The organism is Pseudomonas sp. GW821-FHT01D09 (assembly GCF_059422465.1).
In genome coordinates, this window is record NZ_JBWKWY010000031.1 from 42,052 (window position 1) to 65,325 (window position 23,274).

The window sequence follows — 23,274 nt, forward strand, 5'->3', positions numbered from 1 at the left end:
TCGCCCCGTTTATTTTCGGCTCAAGGGATTGCAGATGAACCAGTTGCACGGGATGTCTCCGCGGTTTTCAACCGTATTGGTGGCGGGCCTGATGTCCTCGCTCAGCGGCTTGCCCGCCGTGGCGGCGCAAGATCGCGAAGAGTCGGTCACCGAGCTTGAAGCCACGCGGGTCAGTGCGCCGCTGAACAAGGCCCTGGAAGTGAATGCCGGTGGCTTCGGCGCCAAGGACGCCATGGAAATCCCCCTGGCCATCCAGAGCTACTCCAGCAAGACCATTGCCGACAGCTCCGCGCGCACCGCCGTGGATGTGCTGAGCCTCGACCCTTCGGTGCTCAGCTCGTCGGGCGGCAGCGGCTTTGACAACTTTCGCCTGCGTGGCTTTGCCATGGACAACTTCAACACCATCCGCCGCGACGGCCTGACCCTGGCCCCGCACCACGACGTGCCCCTGGAAAACGTCGAGCGCATCGACGTGCTCAAGGGTCCGTCGGGTTTCCTCTACGGCTTCAACTCGCCGGGCGGCACCCTCAACTACATCCTCAAGCGCCCGACCCTGGAGCCGCTGCTCAATGTCAGCGTGCAAGGCTCGTCGTTGCTCGGCCGCTACGTGGCGATCGATACCAGCGATTCGTTCAACGATGGCGCCTTTGGCTATCGCCTGAATGCCGGCTACGAGAAAAACGGCGACTTCGATCACGCCCGCGACATGGAGCGCAAGTTTATCGGCCTGGCCACCGACTGGCGTTTGAGCGACCGCGCTCTGTTGCAGTTGAATGCCGACTGGTCGCGCAAGTCCACGGTCTCTGACCCGCTGCTGCGTGCCGACCAGAGCGGCCGCGCCAACCCCCTGGACCCCTCCAGCTATGTGCTGCCGCCCAAGGTCAATCGCCGTGACTTGCTGACCGGCTCCTGGTTCCGTCACCAGACCGAAGGCGCCAACTTCGACGCCAAGTTCGAGTACGAACTGGATGACAACTGGACCTCCGTGACCCAGGGCAATTACTCGCGGGTCGAACGCCACGGCGGCTACAACGACCTGTTCGGGATCAAGCCCAATGGCGATATCGGCTCGGCCGACTTTTATGTGTCCCGTGGCGAAGTGTTCAGCACCTGGTCGCTGCAGTCGTACCTGGCCGGCAAGTTCGCCACCGGCAATATCTACCACGACGTGTTCTTCGGCACCGGCTACAAGCAGTTCAAGGACGTCAGCCCGTTCTGGGATTCGGTGGACAGCAGCACTCCAGGCATCGGCATCGGCGATGTATCGGTGGGCAATATCCTGCATCCGGTCAACCCGCCCAAGTGGCATTTCGGCCCGGAGCGGCCCACCGATTTTGTGTCTTCGATCAAGGAAACCTCGGTGTTTGCCAGCGATCTGATTTCCCTCACCGAGCAATTCCAGGTGATGCTCGGCGGGCGTTATATCTGGTATCGCGCGGATCAACTCTCGGCCATCGCGCCTTCGCAAAGCCATGATGTGTTTGTGCCCAGCGCCGCGCTGATCTACCGGCCCTGGGACAGTGTGATGACTTACGTCAGCTACTCCAAAGGCTTTGAAAAGGGCGATTACGCCCCCTATAACGCGACCAACGCCAACCAACCCACCGACGCCATCGAGTCCCAGCAATACGAAGTCGGCCTGAAGCTGGACCTCAACGAGCGCCTGAACCTGGGCCTGGCGGTGTTCGATATCCGGCGCAAGGCCAGTTACCTGAACACCAGCAACACTTATGTGAGCAACGGTGAATTCCACCACCGTGGCGCCGAGCTGACCCTGTCCAATCGCGTCACTCATGCCCTGACCCTCAGCGCCAACGCCGCCTACCTGGCCACGCGCATGGAAGATGTGGATGACGTCACCGTGGACGGCAAACGCACCGAAAGCGTGCCCAAGTGGAAAGGCGCGGTCGGTGCCCTGTACAGCGTGGCCGCCGTGCCCGGCCTGTCGCTGGACAGCACCCTCAGCTATGTCGGCAGCCGCCCGGTGGATGCGCAAAACAGCGGCTATATCCCCAGCTATACCTTGCTCGACGCCGGTATCAGCTACCGCGCGAAACTGGCGCAGACCCCGGTGACCTACCGCCTGCACGGCAAGAACCTGACCAACAAGTACTACTACGCCAGTGCCTATTACCAGGGCGGGCTGGATGTGGGGCGCGAGCGCGAAGTGTTTTTGTCGGCCAAGTTCGAGTTCTGACGCCATGACATATTCCAGTTCCTTGCCCGGCCTGCGTCACCTGTGGGTCGAGCGCCTGCTTGAGCGGCACACGGGCACCTTGACCGAATTGGTCGATGGCCTCGGTTCACCGCTGCACCTGGTGTGCCCGCAGGTTTTCCACGCCAATGTCGAAGCCTTCCAGCACAGCTTTGCCCAAGCCCAGGTGCGCGGCAGCCTGTTGTTTGCGAAGAAGGCCAACAAGGCCAACTGTTTTATCCAGGCCTGCGCGCAGTGTGCGATTGGGGTGGATGTGGCCAGCGTCGGTGAGCTGCAAAAGGCCTTGGCGGGTGGGGTGGCTGGCTGTGATATCGGCGTTTCCGGGCCACGTAAGAGCGATCAGTTGCTCGGGCTGGGCCTGAGTCATCAATGCCTGCTGGCGGTGGACTCGTTGGAGGAACTGCTGCGTATCCAGCAATTGGCGCTATCCCTGCGCCAACGTGCGCGTCTGTTGTTGCGCTATTGCCCCAGCAGCCAGGCCCATAGTCGTTTCGGCCTCAACCCACGGGAGTGCGAGCAGGCCCTGGTGTTCTGCCGCCAGCACGTGGCGAACCTGGATTTGCAAGGCTTCTCGTTTCATCTGGGCGGCTACGACACCGCCCAGCGTGCGCACGTCGCCAGCCAACTGATCGACCTGTGCCGGGCCAGCGAGTTGGACAACTGCCGCACGGTCAACCTGGGCGGTGGTTTTGCCGTGCGCTATGTCGACCCGGCGCAGTGGCAGGCCTTTCTGGCCGAGGACTGCACCGAGCGCTATCACAGCGACAAAGGCTTTGCCGGCTTCTATCCCTATGGTGCGCTGCGCGCCGGGGCCGAGGCCCTTGACGATATCCTCGCCACTGCCGTGAGCCCTGGCCTGAGCCTGGGGCAAAAGGTCATCGAGCACGGCGTACGGCTGCTCATCGAGCCTGGCCGCGCCTTGCTCGACCAGGCCGGTATCAGCGTGTTCCGCGTGCAGGGCGTCAAGGACCGCACGGCCTGTGACGGCTATGCCCTGGTCACGGTGCAGGGCAGCAGCTTCAACCTCTCCGAACAGTGGTTCAACAGCGAATTCTTGCCCGACCCGCTGCTATTGCCGGCTTCACCCCGGCCGCTGGCGCCGTTTGTGGCGTGCATCGGTGGGGCCTCTTGCCTGGAGTCAGACATGCTGACCTGGCGCAAAGTCGCCTTCGATCGCCCGATCCAGGCAGGTGACCTGCTCATCTACCTCAATACCGCCGGTTATCAAATGGACTCCAACGAGTCGCCCTTTCATGAAGCCCCATTGCCGCACAAAGTGGTGGTGGAGCTGCGCAGCCACGCGCTGCGCTGGAAGCTGGACAGCCTGGCTTAATCGTAAAGCCACTCAACAAGGAGCCCCGAGTGAACAGTTTGAACAAACCCGCTGCCCCCGCCGACCTATGGGTGCTGCCCCAGGCCGCGCTCGAAGACCTGGGGGTGAGTTACCGCGAAGTGCTGCAGGTGGTCGAGCAGGCATACAAGGCCTTGCGCAACGGCGACTCGCAGAACCCGCTCAAGACCATTGTCGAACCGGCAGACCGCCATTCCATCAGCTACTCGATGGTCGGCCGCGATGGCGCAAGCCACACCGTGGGCTTCAAGGTGGTGTACGAGCATGACCCGCAGCGCACCCGCGATGCTTATCAATTCCACTCGTTTATCTTTCTGTGTGATGACCGCACCGGCCGCCCGATTGCCTTGATGGACGTGGTCAAGCTCGGCCCGCTGCGCACCTCGGCCACTTCGGCGTTGATGGCCCGGGCCGCGTGCCCGGATGCCCGCAGTGCCCTGGTGGTCGGCACCGGCGTGCAGGGCCAGGTGGCCTTGCCCATGTTGCTGGCGGCCATGCCCGACCTGGAGCGTTTGTATGTCTACGGGCACTACGCCGAGGGCCTGCGCGCGGTGCAGGACACCCTGCGCAAACACTACCCGCTGCGCGACGTGATCGTGGTCGATGACCTGCCGGCGGCTGCGGGCGAGGCCGATATCATCCTTGGCGTGGCCGGGCTTTCGGCACGCCAGCAAGTGCAGCGGGCGTGGCTCAAGCCGGGCGCCGTGGCGGTGCTGGTGGGCTATGGCATCGATGCCGACGTGCTGCACGGCGCCGACTACCGCATCGCCACCGACAGCGCACAGATGCAGGTCACCAGCACCGACCTGGCCGCCGCCGACGGCAGCCTGCCCGCGGTGGACGCCGAACTGCCGGACATTCTCCTGGGCCTGGCGCCCGCCCGGCGCCATCCAAGCGATGTGGTGTTCGCCTACAACAGCGGCATGGTGGTGACCGACGTCGCCCTCGGCCGCCTGATGGCCGATCGCGCCCTGGCGCAGAACCGTGGGCAGAGGGTCCAACTATGGTCAGCCTGAATACCGCACAACCCGGCGCCTGGCGCGCCGACAGCCGGGCCCTGCTGTTACTGGCGCTGCCGCTGATCCTGACCAACCTGGCCTATGTGGCCCTGACCACCATCGATATCGTGGTGCTCGGCACCCTGGGCGCCAAGGAGCTGGCGGCCGGTGGCCTGGCCATCGCGCTGTTCAACCAGTTGCGCACCACCGGCACCGGGCTGGTCACCGGCGTCAGCAACCTGGTGGCCCAGGCCAATGCCCGGGGCGATGAAGCCCAGGTGCGGGCGCTGCTGGTGGCGGGGCTGTTCTGGGCGACCGTCAGCGGCCTGGTGTTTATGGCGCTCTTGCTGGGGTTGCGTCAGCCGCTGACCTGGCTGGGCCAGGACGCCAGTGTGGTGGCCAATGCCATGGACTTCCTGCTGATCATTGCCCCCGGGCTGTTGCCTTGCCTGTGGTTCCAGGCGTTGCGCCACTTTACCGTGGGCCTGAAGTTTCCCGGGCCGTTGCTGGCGATCACCCTGGTGTCGATCTTCCTCACGGCCGCGCTGAACTATGTGCTGGTGTTCGGCAAGTTCGGCGTCCCGGCGTATGGGCTGGCGGGGGTGGCGATCACCAGCGCTGTGGTGTTCCTGCTGTCGTTCCTGATGTTCCTCGCCGTGGTGCTGACCCATCGGCGCCTGGCCGGTTACTTCACGCTGGCGCACTTGCGCTTTTCGCCGGCGGCGATCAAGGCGGTGTGGAAACTCGGGCTGCCGATTGCCGGGACCTATGCCAGCGAGGCCGGGTTCTTCAGCGTGCTGACCCTGCTGATCGGCACCCTGGGCATGGAAGCGCTGGCGGCGCAGACCGTGCTCAACCAGATCATCTACATCGTGTTTATGTTTTCGGCGGGCATCTCCCATGCCGCCTCGATCCATATCAGCGAGGCCTGTGGCACCGGGCAGTACCGGCGTGCACGGCAACTGGGGCGCGTGGGGTTGGGGCTCGGGGTGCTGGTGATGTTGCTGTTCGCGATTCCCTATGCGCTGCTGCCGGAACAGGTGATCGGCCTGTTTATCAGCGCCGAACACGCCAACAACCTGGATGCGGTACGCCTGATGACCACCGGTTTGTGGATTGCCATCGTGCTGCAGGTGTTCGACGCCAGCCAGAACATCGGCAACGGCATCCTGCGCGGCATCGGCGATACGGCGGGGCCGCTGCGCATTTCCCTGTTCGGCTACTGGCTGGTGGGGCTGCCCGCTGCCTGGTTGCTGGGCATTGTCAGCCCCTACGGCATCTTTGGCGTGTGGGCCGGCTTGGCGCTGGGCCTGGCGGCCACGGCGCTGCTGCTGATTGTCTCGTTTGAACGGCAACTCAAGACCCTGGAGCGCACGGGCGCCATCGAGGTGTGCAATGCTTCCACCTAACCCTGCACAGCGCATCGAGGCGCTGGTGCGCCCCAGCGTGCGGCGCTTGCCGCTGTATGACCCGGGGGCCGATCCACGCCTGCTCGGTACGCCAACGGTGACCAAACTGTCCAACTGCGAAAACCCGCTGGGCATGTCGCCGGCCGCTGCGGCGGTGCTGGCGCGCCAGGGCGGGGCGGGGCTGGAACGCTACCCCGACCCCAGCGCCCGGGCGCTGCGGCAGCTGATCGGTGGGCAGTTGGAGGTGGACCCGGCGCGGATCATCCTTGGCAACGGCTCGGAAAATATCCTGGAGTTGCTGTGCCTGGCCTTGCTCGATCCTCTGGACCGGGTGGTCACCCAATGCCCCTGTTTCAGCCTGCATGAAAGCCTGCCGCTGATGATGGGCGCGCAGGTGGACAAGGTGGCGTTCAACCATGACTTCAGCGTCAACCTGCCGGCCTGGGCCACGGCCCTGCGGCAACCGGCGAAGATGCTGATGTTGAGCACACCCTGCAACCCGGTGGGCACGGCCCTGTCGGCCATGGAGCTGAGCGCACTGGTGGCGGCGACCCATCCCGACACCTTGCTGGTGATCGACGAGGCGTACTTCGAGTTCGTCGAGGACGGCGCCGACGCCCTGGCAATCCTCGGCGCGCAGTCGCGGCCGTGGATCATCCTGCGCACGTTCTCCAAGGCGTATGGGTTGGCGGGGCTGCGGATCGGCTATGGCATCGCCTCGCACCCGAGCCTGATCGATGCGTTGCACCGGGTGCGCACGCCGTACAACGTCAATCAACCGGCCCAGGAGGCCGCCAAGGCCGCGTGGCTCGACCAGGAACACGTGGCGCGCAGTCGTGAATTTGTTGCCATCGAGCGCCAACGCCTGACCGAAGGGTTGCAGGCGGCGGGGTTTCGCGTGGCGCCGTCCCAGGCCAATTTCCTGTTTGTCGACACCGCCTGCAACGCCCTGGAAGTGGTCGACGAACTGCTCAAGGACGGAATCATCGTCAAGGCCTGGCGCGAGCCGGGGTACACCGGCTTTATCCGGGTGTCCCTGGGCCTGGCCGAACAAAACCAGGCGTTTCTCACCCGCCTGCAACGCGCCATCGCGACCCTGGCCGGGTAAGCGCCGCGCCGGTTTTTCATACTGCCCAGAGGTTGTCATGATCAAGACTTGCCTGTCCGAACTGATCGGCGATACGCCGCTGCTCAAATTGTGCGTCACCGAAAACGGCAGCTGTGTGCTGCTTAAACTGGAACAATTCAACCCCACCGGCACCGCCAAGATCCGCATGGCCCGGCAGATGCTCGACGAGGCGCAGGCCTCGGGGCAACTCAAGCCGGGTGGGCGGATTGTCGAATCGACCTCGGGCAACACCGGGCTGGGCCTGGCATTGCTCGCTGCCGAGCGCGGCTACCGCTTTACCGCCGTGGTCGATGAACACGCCAGCCCCGACAAACTGCGGGCCATGCAAGCGTTCGGGGCGCAGTTGGTGCGGGTGGGCGAGCCCGGTGGCGGGCTGTCCACCGCCGACCGCGATGCCACCGCCGAGCGTATTGCCACGGAGCAGGGCGCCTACTGGACGCGCCAGCACCACAACCCGGCCAATGCCAATGGCTACACGCAACTGGCCGCGGAATTGCGCGCAGTGCTGGGCGATGAAATCCACTACCTGGTGGGCGCCGTAGGCACCGGCGGCTCGCTGTGCGGCACCGCGCGTGCGTTGAAACGCCATGTCCACGACTTGCACGTGATCGGGGTCGAACCCTGTGGTTCGGTGATCTTCGGCGGCCCCGGTGCGCCGTACCACCAGTCTGGCACCGGCACCCCCGAAGGCGCGGAAATCGGTGCCGTGGTCGACTACACACTGATTGATAAAGGCCTCACCGTCAGCGATGCCCAGGCTTTTGAAACCGCGCGCTACCTGGCGCGGCATTACGGCCTGCTGCTCGGCGGCTCGGCCGGCGGGGTGGTCTACCAGGCCCTGCGCGAAGCCCGGCACGCCCCGGCCCACAGCGTGATCGTGGCCCTGGTGTGCGATGGCGGCGAAAAGTACCTGGACACGGTGTTCAACGACCAATGGATGGCGGATCGGCAACTGCTGGCGCCCCAGGTGCATCGCGAGCTGGGGCAATGGTTGAGCGCGGAGCCTCGGCTCAAACAGCAGGCCTAGCGGCTTGCCTGGGGCGCCGACCTTCGCTACTGTGGCGCCCCGCCCGCGTGAGCCCCGCTATGAGTGACAGCACTGTCGAACTGATCCAGACCGGCCCTGAACAGGCCGAACTGATCCGCAACCTCTACCAGTTTTATGCCTATGAATCCTCGGATTGGGAGCAGGAAGACGTCGAGCTGGACGGCCGCTTCTATATCCATGAAGAACACCTGGCGCGCTATTGGCAGGACCCGCAATGGAGCGCCAACCTGCTGCTGGTGGACGGTTACATCGCCGGCTTCCTGCTGATCGAACGCAGCGAACTGGCGGGAGTCAACGCCCTGGAGCTGGCCGACCTGTTTATCTTGAAACGCTACCGCCGCAAAGGCATTGGCCGCGCCCTGGCCACCCAGGTGCTGAGCAGTGGCGAGGCTGACTGGCTGGTGCGCTTCTATGACCAGGACGAAGTGTCCCAGGCGTTCTGGCGCAGTGTGCTGGACAACCTGCCGCGCCCGGTGCAGGCCATTGAGCTGGAGGACGAGCCGCAGCTGTTGAGCTTTCTGGTGACCCGGGCTGTCGTTCACTGAGCCCGTTCCCGCAGGGCGTCAGCGTGTGGCGTAAGGCAATAGAAACGCCACACTCAACCCCGCCAACGAAATCAGCCCAAACCACGCCACCGGCCCCATGGCCCAACCCCAACCCAGTACGCTCACGGCCAAGCTGGCCGTCAGCAGCACCCAGCCCATGGCCCGCAAGCCACGCTTTATCCGGGGCGAGGGCGGGCGCTGCCACAGCTGTTTGTAGTGCCGCTCCAACCCCAGGCATAACCCCAGCATCCCACCCCAGGCCAGCCAGACTGCCGTTATCAAGGTCATCTCAGTTGACCTGCGCTACAGGGGGCTTGGCCACGCGCCGTGCGCCACGTTCGATGGGCGCCTGGTACAGCTTCCAGCACGGCCAGGCCAGCAGCAGGCCGAGGGCCAGGGTGGTCAACTCCAGGTAAAAATAGTCGCCCCGGCTTTCCCCCAGCAGGTTCAACCCCGGCAGGCAGATGCACAACGCCGCCGCCAGGCCCAGTTGTTCACGCCACGCACTGCGCCAGGGGCGCACAATGGCGTGGCCCAGGCTCAACAGCCACACCAGGAAAAACACCCGCACCTCCCAGCTACCCCGTTGGGCCAGTTCCGCGGGCAGCAAACGGTTGGCCCACAACAAGGCCACGCAGGCCACCATCAACCCGGCCACCACCGCCACATTCAGGCGTTCGGCGAGGTGGTAGAGCAGGGCGCCCACGGCGCCTTCGCCATCGTGGCGCCGGCGGCGCTTGACGGTAAACAGCACCACGCCGGTCGCCAGCATCGCGCAACTGGCCAGGCCGCAGGCAAAGTACAGCCAGCGCATGGCGTAGCCGCCGAACTGCGCAAAGTGCAGGCCGGCCATGACCTTCTGGGTCAGCAGGCTCGGCCGGCTGACGGCGGGTTGGCGCAGGACTTCACCGCTGACCCCATCAAACAGCATGCTCTGGCCCTTGGTCAGCTCGATGCGATTGCCCAGCACCGGGCGCGCCTCGATCCGCGCGTTGCTGCGCCCGGGATGATGGATCGACAAACTCGACACCGGCCCCATGGCCCGCTCGGCTGCGGCCAGCAGTGGCGCCAGGGCGGTCAGTTCGGCGGCGTGGCTGGCCGCGCCGCGCACCTGCTGCTCGGCGGGCGCGCCACGCAGGGCACGGCCGAGGTTGTCGCGGTCACCGTCAAACAGCACGTCCACCGCCGCCGGCATATAGATCAGGTAGAAAATCACCAGCCCGGTATAGGTGATCATCAGGTGAAACGGCAGCACCAGCACCGCCGTGGCATTGTGTGCATCCAGCCACGAGCGCTGGCCCTTGGCCGGGCGGAAGGTGAAGAACTCCTTGAAGAATTTCTTGTGAATCACGATCCCGCTGACCAGCGCCACCAGCATCGCCATGGCGGCCAGGCCGACGGTCCAGATCCCCAGGTCACGCGGCAGGTTGAGGGTGAAGTGGAAGCGGAAGAAAAACCCGCCACCGGCGGTTTCGCGCACGGCCAGGGGCTCGCCGGTGTACGGGTCGAGCACCGTGCCGCCGCCACGCCGTTGCTCGCCGGCCGAGACCGTCAGGGTGTCGGAACGCTCGCCGGGCAGGCCGATATTCCAGGTGCGCGCCGTGGGGTACTGGCGCGCCAGATAGCCGAGGGCTTGTTGCGCGGCGGCGCTTTGCGACAGGGTGGCGGTGGGAATTTCCGGGCGCATCCAGCCATCGATTTCCTTGTCGAACACCGCCAGGGTGCCAGTGAGAAAGATCGCAAACAGCAGCCAGCCGAACACCAGCCCGCTCCAGGTATGCAGCCAGGCCATGGCCTGGGTCAGTGTCTTGTGTTTCATCCCAGCACCTCGCGCCAGTGTGGCCAGAACCCGATGACGGCCAAGGGCAGCGCCAAGGCCATCCCGGCCCAGGCACGCCAGGCGTTGCGACAGGCGAAGGCCCAGAGGATCGCCAGGGTGTAGATCAGGAAGGACGGCAGGCTGGCGACCACCAGGGCATCCACCTTATCCATGGGCAGCAGGCGCGCCAGGGCGGCGGTAAATGCGTAGGTCAACAGGTAACCACCGATCAGCGCGGCGACAATCCGCGAGAGTGTCGGCCAGGCAGAGGATTGGCTTTTCATGGAGGGCTCATCAGCGTCAGACCAGGCGACCCACATCCCCTTGCAGGAGAGGGCTTGTGTGGGTCACAAGAAACTCAGGGCGCCAATGCTAGTGATTCTCATATGGGAGTAAACGCAATTTACAACTTATACACTTTGAGCCGCAGATGCAGGCACAGCCCGGGCGTGGTGTTCTGGGCCCACAGCTGGCCACCCTGCAACTGCACGATGCTGCGCGCAATCGATAACCCCAGGCCATAACCGTCACCGCCCGGGCGGGCGGCATTGAGGCGGGTGAAGGGCAGGAAGATCTGCTCCAACTGGTCCGGCGCGATCCCGGGGCCCTGGTCCTGGATGCACAAGTGCCAGAAATCGCCCTCAAGCACGCCGCTCAAGCGCACCACGCCGTGCTCGGGGGAATGGCGGATGGCATTGCGCAGGATATTTTCCAGGGCCTGGGCCAGGCTATTGAGGTTGCCCAGCACCCAAACGCCTGGGGGCAGCTCGCAGGGCAGGCGCTCGCGGGGCCAGCCGCTTTCAAAGCAGGCGTCTTCGCGCAGCAGGTCCCACAACGGCTCCATCTCCACCGCCTCCACAGGCATCGACGGGCGTTCGGTGTCCAGCCAGACCAGCTCCAGGGTGTTGCCGATCAAGCGTTCCATGCCTTGTACTTCGCGCTCCAGGCGCTGGCGCAGGGCGGCGGGTTCGGGCTCGCGTTCGCCGGCCACCCGCAGCCGGCTCAAGGGCGTGCGCAGTTCATGGGACAAGTCCCGCAGCAGGCGCCGTTGCAGGACCACGGTATTTTCCAGGCGCTCGGCCATATGATCGAAGGCCCGGGCCAGTTCGCCCAGCTCATCGCGGCGGTGCGTCACCTGGGGCCCGACCCGCGCTGCCAGGTCACCGGCACTCAGGGCATTGGCCTGGCGCCGCAGGATCACCAGTGGCGAAATCAGCACCCGGTACAACAGCACGCCAAACAACAGCGCCAGGCAGGTCGGCAGGACCTGGCGCAGCAACATATCCCACAGGCCACGGCCCTGGCGGGGGTCCAGGTGCAGCGGCAACTCCATGACCAGGCGCGCGGCGCCGTCGCTGAACGGCACGTAGAACGCCGGCCGGCCACCCGGGCGGCCCACTGGCCAGTCGATCTCGCGCACGAAACCCAGCTTGCGCCGCTCAAGCGTGGTCAGGGCCTGGGAGGACAGCGACTGGTGCTCGTCCACCACCACCGCCCACACCTGCTCCTGGGCCCGCAGATGCTTGAGGAACTCATCGACCCCCACCGCACCGCGTTCACGCCAGGCCATTTCGGCCTGGCGGGCGTACTCGCTGAGGATGTACCGGGTGGGGGCGGGCAAGCGCGCGGTGGCTTCGTAGATGCGCCGGCTCACATCCACTTGCAGGCTGACCACCAGCAGGCACAACACCGCCAGCAAGCCGATCAACTTCCACAACAGCGAGTGGCGGTTGGGCAGCCTCATGACTCCAGCCGGGTCAGCATATAGCCCGTGCTTCGGACCGTCTCCACGCGCCCGGCGGTGTAGCCAATGGCCTGCAACTTGCGCCGGATACGGCTGACATGCATATCCAGGCTGCGATCATGCCGCGAATAGGCGCGGTGCATGACTTGCTGATACAGGAATGCCTTGGTCAGCACCTCGTCGGCATGGGCCACCAGGGTCTCCAGCACCCGGTACTCGGTGGTGGTCAGCTCGGCCCACTGTTCATCCAGGTGCACATCAGTGCGCTGTTCGTCGAACGTCAGTTGCGGGTCTTCATTGCGCGCCGTGCCGGGCACCTCATGTTCATAGGCCACCCGGCGCAGGATCGCATCGATGCGCACGTCCATCTCCAGCATGCTGAACGGCTTGGGCAGGTAATCGTCGGCACCCTGGCTGAAACCGCTGATGCGGTCCTGCTCGTCGCCGAGGGCGGACATCAGGATTACCGGCACCCGTTGATGCCGGCGCAGTTGCGCGAGCAGCTCCAGGCCACTGCTGCCCGGCAGCATGATATCCATCAGGATCAGGTCGAAAGCCTGGGTGCGCGCCAGCTCGACGATCTCTCCACCGTCCTGGCGCAGCGTCACCTCGAAGCCACGCTGGCCCAGGTGGCTGTCGAGGTGGGCGGCGAGCACCGGGTCATCCTCGACGGCAAGGATACGGCGCGCAGCGGGGAGCGAGTGGAGGGCGTGCATGGGAATTTCCTGCGAATGCGAATGTTTCTAAGTTGCGCATTCTGGCAAAAGTCCCGGCATATTCCTATCGATTGTGGATTATTGGCCTACATCAAGGCCGCTGCGGCTTGACCGACGTGCCAAAGGTATTGCCCATGCGCACACGGGTCGCCGCCGGTGTCGACAAGCCGATCTGGTTGGGCTGGCGCAGGTGGATCGGGGTTTCCCGGGCCGCGCGGTTTTTCTGCGCGGCCTTGGTGCCTTGTGGGTTATTGCCCATCTGCTGGCTCAGGCAGGCATAGTCCGGCGCCTTGTAGCCGTCGACCCGGGCCTCGACACACCCGCCGGGCGCCTCGGTGGCCTGGGCGAGCAGAGGTAAACCCGCGCACAACAAGATCATCGTCAATCGCTTCATCCGGGCCTCCTGGCAGGCCCTGGGAGAGGGCCGGTCGTGCTTGCCAGTCTAGCCCCGTGGACCTGTCGAAACGGTGAAGTTTTTTTTGCTATCACCGTAACATCAGGTTCATACATTGGCTTCAGGATGACACTTTTCGCAGGACATGCCAGCCGTGACGCAAGGCAGAGCAGGGGTCGAACGGTGGGCTTGGAGGCGCACGCACTGCTGCCTGGCCTTGCTGTTGGCCTGGATGTGGCTGCCACTGCCCACGGTGCAGGCGGGCGAGCCGCCGGTGTTGCGCCTGGATCTGCCGGCGCAAAGCCTGGCGCCGGCCCTGGAGGCCTTCAGCCGTGCGACCGGCATGGCGGTGCTGGTGGACCGCGAGTTGACCTACGGGCGGCGTTCGATGGGGGTGCACGGGCACTACAGTGCCCAGCAGGCCCTGAGCCTGTTACTGACAGGGAGTGGCCTGATGGCGCGTTACGCACGCAGTGATGCATTCACCCTGCAGTTGCCGCAAGTCAGCCAGCCGCTGGCCAGCCGCGGGGTGTCGCCCCGTCATGCCGCACGGCTCAACCGCAGTTATGCCACGGCCTTGCAGCAGGCGGTCGAAGCCAGCCTGTGCCGTTCGCCCTTGACCCGCCCCGGCAGTTTCCGGGCGCTGGTGCAGGTTTGGGTCAACCGTGACGGGTTGATTGAACACAGCCGCCTGGTCAGTTCCACCGGCGATGTGCAGCGCGATGAAGCGCTGCTACGCAGCCTGGGCAGCACCCGGATAGAACGCCCGGCACCCAGTTCGATGCGGTTGCCGTTGACCCTGCTCTTAATGCCCGACACCACAGGAAAACGCATGGAATGCACAGCACGGGAAGGAGTTTCCGGGGCATGAAGGAGACCGGGCACACGCCAATGGTCAGGTTGTTCCTGGCCTCCTACGAAGACTTCAAGGTGCGCTTGCGCAAGCGCCTGGGGTCGGAGGACCTGGCCAATGACGTCCTGCATGAAACCTACCTGCGGGTCGACCGCATGGACATGCCGGCGAACCTGCAACAACCCAATGCCTATCTGTACCGCATGGCCCTGAACATCGCGGCCGACCGGCGCCAGGCCGATGCCCGCCTGCTGACCGGCAGCGAAGTCCAAGAGTTGCTCGACATCAGCGACGAAGCCCAGGACCCCTCGCGGGTGGTGGGCGGCCAGAAAGACCTCCAGTCCCTGCTCAAAGCCCTCTACGAACTGCCCGCCCGGCGCCGCAAGATCCTTATCGCCGCGCGCCTGGAGGAAGCGCCACACCTGGAGATTTCCCAGCGTTTCGGCATTTCCACGCGCATGGTCGAGAAGGAAATCAAGGCGGCCCTGGGGCATTGCGCCCAGCGCCTGGAAAGAAAAGCCATCCAGCGGTTCGGTCCCGGCGCCGGAAAACCGTCTTAGTGTTGAGTCCCTGATAATCCGTGAGTACCTGCGCGTTTGAATATTTTTAGCTTTCCCACTGCCCGGGGCACGCCCGACAGCCGATTGCACGGTGAAGCGCACGACTGGCTGGTCCTCCTGACCTCGGGCCAGGCAACCGTGGCCGATGCCAAGGCCTTGCGCCAGTGGTGCGCCCAGAGCCCGGAGCATGCCCAGGCCTTTGAGCACGCCAAGCGCCTGTGGCAACAATTGACCCCGGCACTGGCCCAGGCCCAGGCCCCGGCGCCCCGGCACTTCGGCCGGCGGGCGTTCCTCGGCGGGGCGCTTGCCGCCTCGGTGGCCCTGGCGATGGTGCGCGTCACGGTGCCCGGTGGTTTTGCCGGGTTGAGTGCCGACTACCGCACCGAGGTGGGCGAGCAGCGCCGGGTCGAGTTGCGCGAGGGTATTAGCCTGGAACTCAACACCCAGACCCGCATCAGCCGGCGCGAGCAGGGCATCGAACTGCTGGAAGGCGAGGTTGAGGTACAGGTGGCACAGCCGCTGACGGTACAGGCGGGGGCGGGGTGGCTGAGTGCGAGCCAGGCGCGGTTCAATGTGCGCAATACCGACCACAGTGTGTGCGTGACCTGCATTGAAGGCTGGCTGGCGGTTGAAGTCGAGGGGCGCAGCGTGCGCCTGGACAGCGGGCGCCAGTTGATCTACGACGCGGCAGGGCTGGGGCCCGTGGTGGCCGTGGACACCGAGGCCGTGATGGCCTGGCGGGAACAGGTGCTGGTGTTCAATAACGCCACGCTGGAGAGGGTGATCGATGAGATCAACCGCTATCGCCCGGGCATGTTGGTCTTGCTCAACCGCGAACTGGGCCAGCGCCGGGTGCATGCGCGCTTCAGCCTTGAGCAGTTGGCGGGCGTGGCGTTGCTGATTCGCGATGCCTATGGGGCCAAGTGCACGGAACTGCCGGGTGGGGTGGTGTTGCTCAGCTAGCCCTGGAGCGCGTGCGCCACAGGCTCAGTCCAGCGGCCCCAGCACCTGCCGGTAGCGCTCCAGCCCCTGCGGCGTCTGGCGCACCAGGGTGATTTCCATCCCCAGGGGATTGTCCTGGCGATTGCCACTCAACTGCCGCCAGCCTTTGTCGTGGTCCCACACCCGTACTTGCAGGTCGCTGACCTGGCCCAGCACCGCCACCGCCTCCTTGGGCGCCGGCAGCGGGTAGCGATCCCGCGCCGGTGCGGCAGAGCGGTACAAGGTGTCGCCCTTGAGCCACCAGCGCACCCGTTGCAAGCCATCGCCGGGCGTTGGCGCGCGGCGGATCAGTTCCAGGCGAAAGCCCTGGCGGTCAGAACTGCGCACGGTCACCGCCGGCAAAGCGTCGACGACGGGCGACCGGTCCAGGGTGGGCGGCGGCGCCAGTTCCACCCCGGCGCGCAGGCTGACGTCCAGCTGCAACTGGTTCAGGGCGCGCAGCAGGGCCTGGGTCTGTTCGGTGCTGGCCTGCAAGTGGGCGTCGGCGCGGGTCACGCTGTCCAGGCCGCGCCAGGCAATCAGGCTGACCACGGCCATCAGCATGATCGCCACCATCACCTCGATCAGGGTAAAGCCTTGCTGCTGGCGGTTCATGGTGGGCTCACCACGCGCAGGGTGCCGGCGGCATCACGTTGCAGGCCGAGGCGGTGTTGCCCATCCGACAGCAGCACCAGCAGCGGCGGGTTGATCCATTCGGCATTCAGCACCAGGGTCTGCCGGGGTTCGATACGCACCTGCATCGGCGTGGTATCCCAGGCCCGTGGGCGCAGTTGGGGATCCTCCTTGAAGTCCTCCAGTCCCCGGCCATCGTCGCGGCTGCGGCTCAGGCGGTAGCCCTTGGTATCCGCGCGCCAGGTAATCGTGCGGCCATCGGCGCGGGCTTCGGCCTGGGCGATCTGCAACACCTGGCTCAGGCGCTCGGCGTCCTTGCGCAAGCGGTGCAAGGGGTCGGGCTTGATACTCAGGCTGATGGCGGCGCTGGCAATACCGATAATCACCAGCACCACCATCAGCTCGATCAGGGTGAAACCCCGTTGCCTGCGATTCATCATGGGTGTGCCCTCAACAAGATCGGCCACTGAAATAAAACCGTGAGAATTGCCCTGTAGGCTGTGGGGATGGACAAACAGGAGGTCCCGCCCATGGCATTCATCGATCGCGTATCTGCCGCCCACGGCATCCAGGCCCTGGCCTTGCTGGCGACGCTGGCCGGGGTCGCCACATGGACGCCGTTGTTGCTCACGTCTGCCCAATCCCATACGCCGCCGCTGGCCCCCCAGGCGTTGGCGGCGCGCAGTGATAACCCGGCGTTGCAATGGTTTGCCGAGGTGCCGATGGCCCTGCAGGTCAAGGTGTCCGGGGTGCTGGCCGGGGCCCAGGGCGCAGTGGCGATCCTCAGCCTCAACGACGGGCCGCCGCGCAGTTTCCTGGCCGGTGAGCGCCTCAGCCCCGGCGTGCGCCTGGCGGCCATCGAGGGTGATGGGGTGGTGATCGAGCGTGGCGGTGAAAGGGTGCGGGTCAATCTCGACAAATTGCCCGACGCACCGGCCTTGCCCAGGCTCACTCGGCCGTAACCTGCTTGAACGCAGGCGTGCGGCCCACCCGGGTTTCCAGGCGCGCCAGGGGCGGCGCCTCACGCGTGGCGTCCAGGACCTGCACGCTGACGTGCAACAGGCCTGCCTCGGCCGCCACCACTTGCTCACAGCGCAGTTTCAAGCGGCCCTGATCGCACTCGAAGGTCTTGCGTCCGGGGCTGGCGCGGCCCTCCAGGCGCAGTTGCGCCAGACGACTCTGGGCCGCCAGCATGGCGATGGATTTATCGCGCAACAGCCCGTTGCTCTGGGTCATCAAGCCCGCTACCCGCACAGCCGCCGCCATGGCCACGGCGATAATCGCCAGGGCCACCAGCACCTCGATCAGGGTGAAACCCTGGTTCTTGTTACGACCGCCCATGGCTTGCTCAATGCGGGGAAACAGGTGCGCAGACTAGCCTTTGCACTTGACCGATTGGCGACCAAAGCTCCCGAGGATTTTCCATACGCCTGACATGTTGTCTTGCAACACTGCGCGACGAAAAGCCCTCAAGCCAAGGAATGTCGAGATGGATATCGCGCACTTCAGATCCACCCCGCGAGGCCCTCGTGGCCAGCGTGGCTTCACCCTGATCGAGATCATGGTGGTGGTGGTCATTCTCGGGATCCTCGCGGCCATGGTGGTGCCCAAGGTGCTCGATCGCCCCGACCAGGCCCGGGCCACGGCCGCCCGGCAAGATATCGGCGGCCTGATGCAGGCGCTCAAACTCTACCGCCTGGACCACGGCAGCTATCCGAACATGACCCAGGGCCTCAAAGTCCTGGTCGAGCGCCCGGCCGATGCGAAGAACAGCAACTGGCGCGCCTACCTCGAACGCCTGCCCAACGACCCATGGGGCCGCCCGTATCACTACCTCAACCCTGGCGCCAATGGTGAAGTCGATGTGTTCTCCCTGGGCGCCGACGGCCAACCGGATGGCGAAGGCGTGAATGCCGATATCGGCTCCTGGCAGTTGTAAGGCGCGCCATGAACAGCCATTTGCCCAGAGCGGCGAAGCAGCGCGGCATGGCGATTATCAGCGCGCTGCTGATCGCCGCCGTGGTGGCGGTGCTCGCCGGGGCCATGCTCACCCGCCAGAGTGTATTCACTCGCAGCCTGGAGGCCGAACAACTGCGCGTCCAGGGCAGTTGGCTGCTACAGGGCGCGTTGCAAACCAGCCGGCAGCAGTTGTGGGAGGCGCGGCGCAAGGAGGTGCTGACCCGCCTCGACCAACCCTGGGCGCGCCCCTTTGCCGGGGTGGTCGAGGGGCGTCTGGATGACGAGCAGGGCAAGTTCAACCTGCGCAACCTGGTCAGCCATCAGCAGCCGGATGCGGCGCAGTTGCAGAGCTTCCAGCGCTTGTGCCAGCTACTGGGCATCGACCCCGGCGTCAGCCAGCGCATCAGCCAACGGGTGCTGGCCTCCTATGTACAGCGCGCGGGTGCCAGTGAGCTGAGCAACCTGCGCAGCACTTCGCCCGAGGCCGCCCAGGCGCTGCTGCCGGCCAAGGCGCCGATGTTGCGCAGCCTTGACGACCTTGCCCTGGAGCCGCGTGTGCAACAACGCCTGGCGGCCTATGTCAGCGTGCTGCCCGACAACACCTGGGTCAACGGCAATACGGCCAGCGCCGAGGTGCTCAGTGCGGTGGTGCCGGGGCTCAGCCTGCCCCAGGCCCAGGGGCTGGTGGCCGAGCGGGACAGCGGGCGCTGGTTTATCAACCGTGGCGATTTCGTCAACCGCCTGCGCATGCCCCGGTTGGTGGTGGACTCGGTGCAGGTGGGGATCACCAGTGAATGGTTCCGCTGGCACGGCCGCACGCGTCAAGCGCAGCGGCGGGTCGCGGTCGAAGCCCTGTTGTATCGCCCCGAAGAACGGCAACCCCAGGTGATCTGGTGGCGGGTGGGCGCATGACACGCTTGCGCATTGCCTTGCCGCCGCTGGCCCAATTGAGTGCCGAGAGCCTGGTGCACTATGCCTGGCTGGACCGTGCCGGGCAGGTCAGCCGCCAGGGGCAGGCCGCCCTTGGGCAGTTGGCGCAACCGCGCAAGCCCCTGGCGGCCGAGTGTTTCCTGCACCCCCGGGACAGTTTGCTGACCAGCCTTGCGCTGCCGCCATTGCCGCCGGCCAAGGTGGCGGCTGCCGTGGCCTGCGCGGCCCAGGCGCTGATCCTCGGCCCGGTGACGCAGATGCAGGTGGTCCACGGCCCGCGGGAGAGCAACGGCCAGGTGCAAGTGGGCTGGCTGCCCACTGCCGGCCTGGAACAACTGCACCGCGTCCTGGCCCAGGTCTCTATCAACCTGCGCGGCCTGTACCCGGCGCCCTATGCCTTGCCGGTGCCGCCGGCGGGGAGCTTGAGCGTGGCCTGCGTCGACGGGCATTTGCTGTTGCGCCAGAGCCTGCACCAGGGCGCCCTGCATCCCTTGGGCGAACACGCGCTGGAGGCACTGCTGAGCGACGGCACTCAGTTGCAACAGATCGCAGACCACACGCCCCAGCGCTGGCAGGGCGCGGTCCCCGCCTGGGGCCTGCATGGCCGCCTCAAACGCACCCGCAGCGGGGGCTGGGGCCGGGCGCTGGGGCTCAGTGCTTTGGCTGTTGCGGTCTGGACCCTGGGCCTGAACCTGTACGCCGCCCGCCAGGCGGACGAAGGGCAACAGCTCAAGGCGCGGATGATTGCCCAGGTCAAACAGGCCTTCCCGCACTTGCCGGTGATCCTCAATCCGCTGCAACAGGCCCGCCAGCAACTGGCCGCCGCTCAAGGCGCCAGCACCGATGCCGGGCAGCCTTTGAGCAGCCTGTTGCAACTGGCGGGCCGCCACCTGCCGTTCATGGTCGGCAGCGTCCAGGCGCTGGCGTTTGAACAAGGCCGTTTGCACCTGCAGCTGTTGCCCGACAGCCGTAGCCCGGCAGCGCCCGGTGATGGGCAGGCCGCGTTGACCGAGGCCGGTTTTACCGCCACCCGTGATGAGCGCGGCTGGACCCTCGGGCCGCTCGACAGCCCCGGAGGCGCCGATGAATAAGTTCGGCTATCAACGCCTGCGCGGCCAGCTCCAGGGCTTCTGGAACGGCCTGGCCCTGCGCGAAAAACGCCTGCTGGGCGGCAGCGGGGCGCTGCTGGCGGGCTTTGTGGTGTGGGGGCTGCTGATTGAGCCGCCCTTGCAGCAGATCGACTACTGGCAGGCCGAAACCCCCAGGCTGCGCACCCAGGCCGCCACCTTGCAGGGGGTGTTGCAGGGCGCCAGTGCCGGTGTGCGCGCCGGGCAAGACCTGGAAGGCGCCTTGCGCCAGGCCCTCGATACGGCCGGGCTTAAAGACCGCTATCAGTTGCAGGGCGTGGAGCCCGCCGGTTGGCGCCTGACCTTTACCGACGCGCCGGCGGATGCCGTGGTTGGTTGGCTGCTGGCCAGCCCGCGCGCATTTTCCCTGGAGGTGTCCCAAGCGCGTTTGCAGCGTGTGGGCGATACCCCTGAAAACCCGGCCGGCAGCGTGTCCGGGACCGTTCGCATGGATCAGGCGCCTGGCGCTAAGGAAGCTTCATGAAGTGGTCATTGCCCCATTCGGCACCGTTTCGCCAGGTTGCGCCGCTGCTGTTGCTGGCGCTCAGTGCCTGCAGCCACACCCCATCGCCCACACCTGCGCCCTTGCTGGTGGACAGCGAACTCGGCCAGCCCCTGGCCGACACCCGGCGCAACGGCGTGCCCTTGCCCGAGCGCCAGCGTGACATCACCCCCCAGCCGCGGGCCCCGCAGCCGGTAAGCCATCGCGCCCGTGGCCATGCCGCCGCCCCGGCCAAAGTACGCAACCCGCTGGGCGACCAGCCGGTGCAATTGAACTTTGTCGAGGCCGAGATCCAGGCGGTGGTGCGCGCCTTGTCCCGCGCCACCGGCCAGCAGTTCCTGGTAGACCCCCGGGTCAAGGGCAACCTGACCCTGGTCAGCGAAGGCCAGGTCCCGGCGCACCAGGCCTATGACATGCTGCTGGCGGCGCTGCGCATGCAGGGCTTTAGCGTCGTGGATGTCGGCGGCGTGGCCCAGGTGGTCCCGGAAGCCGACGCCAAACTGCTGGGCGGGCCGATCTACAACGCCGCCAGCCCCGCTGGCAATGGCATGCAGACCCGTACCTTCCGCCTGCAATACGAAAACGCAGTGAACCTGATCCCGGTATTGCGCCCCATCGTTTCGCCGAACAACCCGATCAACGCTTACCCCGGTAACAACAGCATCGTCATCACCGACTACGCGGAAAACCTCGCACGGGTGGCGCAGATCATCGACGGCATCGACACCCCGAGCGCCATCGACACCGACGTGGTGCCGGTGCAAAACGGCATCGCCGTGGACATCGCGGCGATGGTCGCCGAGTTGCTGGAAACCCAGGGCACTGACCAGACCCAGAAAATCGCCGTGGTCGGCGACCCGCGCTCCAACTCGATCATCATCCGCGCCGGCAGCCCCGAGCGCACGGAGCTGGCGCGCAACCTGATCTACAAGCTCGACAATGCCCAGAGCAACCCCAGCAATATGCACGTGGTGTACCTGCGCAACGCCCAGGCCGGCAAGCTGGCCCAATCCCTGCGCGGCATGCTGACCGGGGAGAGCGAAAGTGGCGTCAGTGACGAAGCCCGCTCCAAGTTGAGTGCGATGGGCGGTGCGGGCACTGCCAGCCAGGGCAGTGGCCAGAACAGCAGCGGCACGCCGACCGCCAGCGCGCCCCCGGCCAGTGGCTATGCAAAGGACAGTGCAGGGGCGAGCAATACCACCACTGACCAGAGCACTGCCTTCAGTGCCGGCGGCGTGACGATCCAGGCCGATGCGACCACCAACACCCTGCTGATCTCCGCCCCCGATCCGCTGTACCGCAACCTGCGCGAAGTCATCGACATGCTCGACCAGCGCCGCGCCCAGGTGGTGATCGAAAGCCTGATCGTCGAAGTCAACGAAGACGATGCCAGCGAATTTGGTGTGCAGTGGCAGGCCGGCAACCTGGGGGGCAAGGGTGGTTTTGGCGGGGTCAACCTGGGCGGCAGCGGGATCAACGGCAGCCCCACCAGCAAGACCAGCATCGACGTGCTGCCCAAGGGCCTGAACATCGGCCTGGTGGACGGCAGCGTGGATATCCCGGGGATCGGCCGGGTGCTGGACCTCAAGGTCCTGGCGCGGGCCTTGAAGAGCAAGGGCGGGAGCAATGTGTTGTCCACGCCCAACCTGCTGACCCTGGACAACGAGGCGGCGAGTATCTTCGTCGGCCAGACCATTCCCTTTGTCACCGGCAGCTACGTGACGGGCGGGGGCGGCACCAGCAACAACCCGTTCCAGACCGTGCAGCGTGAAGAGGTGGGGCTCAAGCTGAACGTGCGGCCACAGATTTCCGAGGGCGGCACGGTGAAGCTGGATATCTACCAGGAAGTCAGCAGCGTCGATGCGCGGGCATCGGTGGAGGCGGGCACGGTGACCAACAAGCGGGCGATCGATACCAGCATCTTGCTGGACGACGGGCAGATCATGGTGCTGGGCGGGCTGTTGCAGGATGGCTATACCCAGAGCAACGACGCGGTGCCGTGGCTGTCGGACATCCCGGGGCTGGGCGCGCTGTTTCGCAATGAGTCGCGCAGTGTGAACAAGACCAACCTGATGGTGTTTTTGCGGCCCTACATCATCCGCGACAGTGGCGCGGGGCGCAGTATTACGCTCAACCGCTATGACTTTATGCGCCGCGCCCAGGGCGGCTTGCAGCCGCAGCACAGCTGGGCGCTGCCGGATGTGCAGGCACCGCAGCTGCCGGCGGTGGAGAAGGCGATACCCGGGAGTGCCCGCCCGTGAGCCGTACCCATTCCCAATGTGGGAGCTGTCGAGCCCCAGCGAGGCTGCGATGGCGGCGGCCGGCTCAACATCCCTGTTGCCTGACCCACCGCTATCGCAG

General features: G+C 65.8%; 25 protein-coding genes. 16 read left to right on the forward strand and 9 right to left on the reverse strand.

Annotated elements, in window-relative coordinates; translation table 11 throughout:
* Nucleotides 1–34 precede the first annotated feature (34 nt).
* The 7 genes from AC07W7_RS22055 to AC07W7_RS22085 are packed head-to-tail and all read left to right on the forward strand — an operon-like array spanning nt 35 to nt 8,695.
* Complete coding sequence (locus AC07W7_RS22055) at nt 35–2,197, forward strand: TonB-dependent siderophore receptor (protein ID WP_495040109.1); 2,163 nt, start codon at nt 35–37, stop codon at nt 2,195–2,197.
* Nucleotides 2,198–2,201: 4 nt separating this feature from the next.
* Nucleotides 2,202–3,548 carry an alanine racemase gene (locus AC07W7_RS22060; RefSeq protein ID WP_495040110.1) on the forward strand — a complete coding sequence of 449 codons (1,347 nt, stop codon included), beginning with the start codon at nt 2,202–2,204 and terminating at the stop codon, nt 3,546–3,548.
* Nucleotides 3,549–3,577: 29 nt separating this feature from the next.
* Complete coding sequence (locus tag AC07W7_RS22065; RefSeq protein ID WP_495040111.1) at nt 3,578–4,582, forward strand: hypothetical protein; 1,005 nt, start codon at nt 3,578–3,580, stop codon at nt 4,580–4,582.
* Nucleotides 4,570–5,973, forward strand: a complete 1,404-nt coding sequence (locus AC07W7_RS22070; protein WP_495040112.1) for an MATE family efflux transporter — start codon at nt 4,570–4,572, stop codon at nt 5,971–5,973. The genes AC07W7_RS22065 and AC07W7_RS22070 overlap by 13 nt, the downstream gene beginning before the upstream one ends.
* Complete coding sequence (gene hisC, locus AC07W7_RS22075; protein ID WP_495040113.1) at nt 5,960–7,081, forward strand: histidinol-phosphate transaminase; 1,122 nt, start codon at nt 5,960–5,962, stop codon at nt 7,079–7,081. The genes AC07W7_RS22070 and hisC overlap by 14 nt, the downstream gene beginning before the upstream one ends.
* Before the next feature lie 37 nt (nt 7,082–7,118).
* Nucleotides 7,119–8,129, forward strand: coding sequence for a PLP-dependent cysteine synthase family protein (locus AC07W7_RS22080; protein WP_099168303.1), 1,011 nt, complete (start codon nt 7,119–7,121; stop codon nt 8,127–8,129).
* A gap of 59 nt (nt 8,130–8,188) precedes the next feature.
* Nucleotides 8,189–8,695 carry a GNAT family N-acetyltransferase gene (locus tag AC07W7_RS22085; protein ID WP_099168302.1) on the forward strand — a complete coding sequence of 169 codons (507 nt, stop codon included), beginning with the start codon at nt 8,189–8,191 and terminating at the stop codon, nt 8,693–8,695.
* 18 nt (nt 8,696–8,713) lie between these two features.
* On the opposite strand, the gene AC07W7_RS22090 is transcribed toward AC07W7_RS22085, so the two are convergent.
* The 6 genes from AC07W7_RS22090 to AC07W7_RS22115 form a co-directional block, all read right to left on the reverse strand.
* The gene (locus AC07W7_RS22090) at nt 8,714–8,983 is read right to left on the reverse strand and encodes a DUF3325 domain-containing protein (RefSeq protein ID WP_099168301.1); all 270 of its coding nucleotides are present in this window, start codon (nt 8,981–8,983) and stop codon (nt 8,714–8,716) included.
* A 1-nt stretch (nt 8,984) separates the two neighbouring features.
* Nucleotides 8,985–10,514: a PepSY-associated TM helix domain-containing protein gene (locus AC07W7_RS22095; RefSeq protein WP_495040114.1), complete on the reverse strand. Its 1,530-nt coding sequence runs from the start codon at nt 10,512–10,514 to the stop codon at nt 8,985–8,987.
* Nucleotides 10,511–10,798 (reverse strand): DUF3649 domain-containing protein, encoded by a 288-nt coding sequence (locus tag AC07W7_RS22100; protein ID WP_495040115.1) that lies wholly within the window; start codon nt 10,796–10,798, stop codon nt 10,511–10,513. The genes AC07W7_RS22095 and AC07W7_RS22100 overlap by 4 nt, the downstream gene beginning before the upstream one ends.
* Before the next feature lie 119 nt (nt 10,799–10,917).
* Nucleotides 10,918–12,258: a HAMP domain-containing sensor histidine kinase gene (locus AC07W7_RS22105; protein ID WP_495040116.1), complete on the reverse strand. Its 1,341-nt coding sequence runs from the start codon at nt 12,256–12,258 to the stop codon at nt 10,918–10,920.
* Nucleotides 12,255–12,974, reverse strand: coding sequence for a response regulator transcription factor (locus AC07W7_RS22110; protein ID WP_099168297.1), 720 nt, complete (start codon nt 12,972–12,974; stop codon nt 12,255–12,257). Before AC07W7_RS22110 ends, AC07W7_RS22105 begins: the two co-directional genes overlap by 4 nt.
* A gap of 91 nt (nt 12,975–13,065) precedes the next feature.
* On the reverse strand, nt 13,066–13,368 hold the full coding sequence (locus tag AC07W7_RS22115) for a hypothetical protein (RefSeq protein WP_099168296.1): 303 nt from the start codon (nt 13,366–13,368) through the stop codon (nt 13,066–13,068).
* Nucleotides 13,369–13,600: 232 nt separating this feature from the next.
* On the opposite strand from AC07W7_RS22115, the gene AC07W7_RS22120 reads away from it, so the two are divergent.
* Genes AC07W7_RS22120 through AC07W7_RS22130 form a run of 3 tightly spaced genes read left to right on the forward strand, consistent with a single transcriptional unit; the run spans nt 13,601 to nt 15,744 of the window.
* A complete protein-coding gene (locus AC07W7_RS22120; protein WP_099168326.1) occupies nt 13,601–14,239 on the forward strand; it encodes a secretin and TonB N-terminal domain-containing protein in 639 nt (212 codons plus the stop codon).
* On the forward strand, nt 14,236–14,781 hold the full coding sequence (locus AC07W7_RS22125) for a sigma-70 family RNA polymerase sigma factor (protein WP_099168295.1): 546 nt from the start codon (nt 14,236–14,238) through the stop codon (nt 14,779–14,781). Before AC07W7_RS22120 ends, AC07W7_RS22125 begins: the two co-directional genes overlap by 4 nt.
* Before the next feature lie 36 nt (nt 14,782–14,817).
* Entirely contained in the window at nt 14,818–15,744 is a 927-nt protein-coding gene (locus AC07W7_RS22130) for a FecR family protein (RefSeq protein ID WP_495040117.1), read from the forward strand.
* A 24-nt stretch (nt 15,745–15,768) separates the two neighbouring features.
* Here AC07W7_RS22130 and AC07W7_RS22135 read toward each other — a convergent pair whose 3' ends face one another.
* On the reverse strand, nt 15,769–16,377 hold the full coding sequence (locus AC07W7_RS22135) for a type II secretion system protein GspJ (protein ID WP_099168293.1): 609 nt from the start codon (nt 16,375–16,377) through the stop codon (nt 15,769–15,771).
* Nucleotides 16,374–16,835, reverse strand: coding sequence for a type II secretion system minor pseudopilin GspH (gene gspH, locus AC07W7_RS22140; RefSeq protein ID WP_099168292.1), 462 nt, complete (start codon nt 16,833–16,835; stop codon nt 16,374–16,376). Before gspH ends, AC07W7_RS22135 begins: the two co-directional genes overlap by 4 nt.
* A gap of 90 nt (nt 16,836–16,925) precedes the next feature.
* On the opposite strand from gspH, the gene AC07W7_RS22145 reads away from it, so the two are divergent.
* A complete protein-coding gene (locus tag AC07W7_RS22145; protein ID WP_495040118.1) occupies nt 16,926–17,357 on the forward strand; it encodes a type II secretion system protein N in 432 nt (143 codons plus the stop codon).
* Here AC07W7_RS22145 and gspI read toward each other — a convergent pair.
* Entirely contained in the window at nt 17,344–17,736 is a 393-nt protein-coding gene (gene gspI, locus AC07W7_RS22150; RefSeq protein ID WP_099168290.1) for a type II secretion system minor pseudopilin GspI, read from the reverse strand. The two genes, AC07W7_RS22145 and gspI, sit on opposite strands and share 14 nt — an antisense overlap.
* Before the next feature lie 148 nt (nt 17,737–17,884).
* On the opposite strand from gspI, the gene gspG reads away from it, so the two are divergent.
* Genes gspG through gspD form a run of 5 tightly spaced genes read left to right on the forward strand, consistent with a single transcriptional unit; the run spans nt 17,885 to nt 23,174 of the window.
* Entirely contained in the window at nt 17,885–18,334 is a 450-nt protein-coding gene (gspG, locus tag AC07W7_RS22155; RefSeq protein WP_099168289.1) for a type II secretion system major pseudopilin GspG, read from the forward strand.
* An 8-nt stretch (nt 18,335–18,342) separates the two neighbouring features.
* Nucleotides 18,343–19,266, forward strand: coding sequence for a type II secretion system minor pseudopilin GspK (gspK, locus tag AC07W7_RS22160; RefSeq protein ID WP_495040119.1), 924 nt, complete (start codon nt 18,343–18,345; stop codon nt 19,264–19,266).
* On the forward strand, nt 19,263–20,375 hold the full coding sequence (gene gspL / locus AC07W7_RS22165; RefSeq protein ID WP_495040120.1) for a type II secretion system protein GspL: 1,113 nt from the start codon (nt 19,263–19,265) through the stop codon (nt 20,373–20,375). Before gspK ends, gspL begins: the two co-directional genes overlap by 4 nt.
* The gene (locus AC07W7_RS22170; RefSeq protein WP_099168287.1) at nt 20,368–20,895 is read left to right on the forward strand and encodes a type II secretion system protein M; all 528 of its coding nucleotides are present in this window, start codon (nt 20,368–20,370) and stop codon (nt 20,893–20,895) included. The genes gspL and AC07W7_RS22170 overlap by 8 nt, the downstream gene beginning before the upstream one ends.
* Nucleotides 20,892–23,174, forward strand: a complete 2,283-nt coding sequence (gene gspD / locus AC07W7_RS22175; RefSeq protein ID WP_495040121.1) for a type II secretion system secretin GspD — start codon at nt 20,892–20,894, stop codon at nt 23,172–23,174. The genes AC07W7_RS22170 and gspD overlap by 4 nt, the downstream gene beginning before the upstream one ends.
* Nucleotides 23,175–23,274: the final 100 nt, after the last annotated feature.

What these genes read in the sequence shown, in the direction of transcription:
- gspH (WP_099168292.1), bottom strand. Translation starts at nt 16,835, where the DNA reads ATGATGAATCGCAGGCAACGGGGTTTCACCCTGATCGAGCTGATGGTG.
- AC07W7_RS22055 (WP_495040109.1), top strand. Translation starts at nt 35, where the DNA reads ATGAACCAGTTGCACGGGATGTCTCCGCGGTTTTCAACCGTATTGGTG.
- AC07W7_RS22105 (WP_495040116.1), bottom strand. Translation starts at nt 12,258, where the DNA reads ATGAGGCTGCCCAACCGCCACTCGCTGTTGTGGAAGTTGATCGGCTTG.
- AC07W7_RS22125 (WP_099168295.1), top strand. Translation starts at nt 14,236, where the DNA reads ATGAAGGAGACCGGGCACACGCCAATGGTCAGGTTGTTCCTGGCCTCC.
- AC07W7_RS22085 (WP_099168302.1), top strand. Translation starts at nt 8,189, where the DNA reads ATGAGTGACAGCACTGTCGAACTGATCCAGACCGGCCCTGAACAGGCC.
- AC07W7_RS22145 (WP_495040118.1), top strand. Translation starts at nt 16,926, where the DNA reads ATGGCATTCATCGATCGCGTATCTGCCGCCCACGGCATCCAGGCCCTG.
- AC07W7_RS22070 (WP_495040112.1), top strand. Translation starts at nt 4,570, where the DNA reads ATGGTCAGCCTGAATACCGCACAACCCGGCGCCTGGCGCGCCGACAGC.
- gspD (WP_495040121.1), top strand. Translation starts at nt 20,892, where the DNA reads ATGAAGTGGTCATTGCCCCATTCGGCACCGTTTCGCCAGGTTGCGCCG.
- gspL (WP_495040120.1), top strand. Translation starts at nt 19,263, where the DNA reads ATGACACGCTTGCGCATTGCCTTGCCGCCGCTGGCCCAATTGAGTGCC.
- AC07W7_RS22170 (WP_099168287.1), top strand. Translation starts at nt 20,368, where the DNA reads ATGAATAAGTTCGGCTATCAACGCCTGCGCGGCCAGCTCCAGGGCTTC.
- AC07W7_RS22080 (WP_099168303.1), top strand. Translation starts at nt 7,119, where the DNA reads ATGATCAAGACTTGCCTGTCCGAACTGATCGGCGATACGCCGCTGCTC.
- gspI (WP_099168290.1), bottom strand. Translation starts at nt 17,736, where the DNA reads ATGGGCGGTCGTAACAAGAACCAGGGTTTCACCCTGATCGAGGTGCTG.
- gspG (WP_099168289.1), top strand. Translation starts at nt 17,885, where the DNA reads ATGGATATCGCGCACTTCAGATCCACCCCGCGAGGCCCTCGTGGCCAG.
- AC07W7_RS22135 (WP_099168293.1), bottom strand. Translation starts at nt 16,377, where the DNA reads ATGAACCGCCAGCAGCAAGGCTTTACCCTGATCGAGGTGATGGTGGCG.
- AC07W7_RS22060 (WP_495040110.1), top strand. Translation starts at nt 2,202, where the DNA reads ATGACATATTCCAGTTCCTTGCCCGGCCTGCGTCACCTGTGGGTCGAG.
- AC07W7_RS22090 (WP_099168301.1), bottom strand. Translation starts at nt 8,983, where the DNA reads ATGACCTTGATAACGGCAGTCTGGCTGGCCTGGGGTGGGATGCTGGGG.
- AC07W7_RS22115 (WP_099168296.1), bottom strand. Translation starts at nt 13,368, where the DNA reads ATGAAGCGATTGACGATGATCTTGTTGTGCGCGGGTTTACCTCTGCTC.
- AC07W7_RS22120 (WP_099168326.1), top strand. Translation starts at nt 13,601, where the DNA reads ATGTGGCTGCCACTGCCCACGGTGCAGGCGGGCGAGCCGCCGGTGTTG.
- AC07W7_RS22110 (WP_099168297.1), bottom strand. Translation starts at nt 12,974, where the DNA reads ATGCACGCCCTCCACTCGCTCCCCGCTGCGCGCCGTATCCTTGCCGTC.
- gspK (WP_495040119.1), top strand. Translation starts at nt 18,343, where the DNA reads ATGAACAGCCATTTGCCCAGAGCGGCGAAGCAGCGCGGCATGGCGATT.
- hisC (WP_495040113.1), top strand. Translation starts at nt 5,960, where the DNA reads ATGCTTCCACCTAACCCTGCACAGCGCATCGAGGCGCTGGTGCGCCCC.
- AC07W7_RS22100 (WP_495040115.1), bottom strand. Translation starts at nt 10,798, where the DNA reads ATGAAAAGCCAATCCTCTGCCTGGCCGACACTCTCGCGGATTGTCGCC.
- AC07W7_RS22095 (WP_495040114.1), bottom strand. Translation starts at nt 10,514, where the DNA reads ATGAAACACAAGACACTGACCCAGGCCATGGCCTGGCTGCATACCTGG.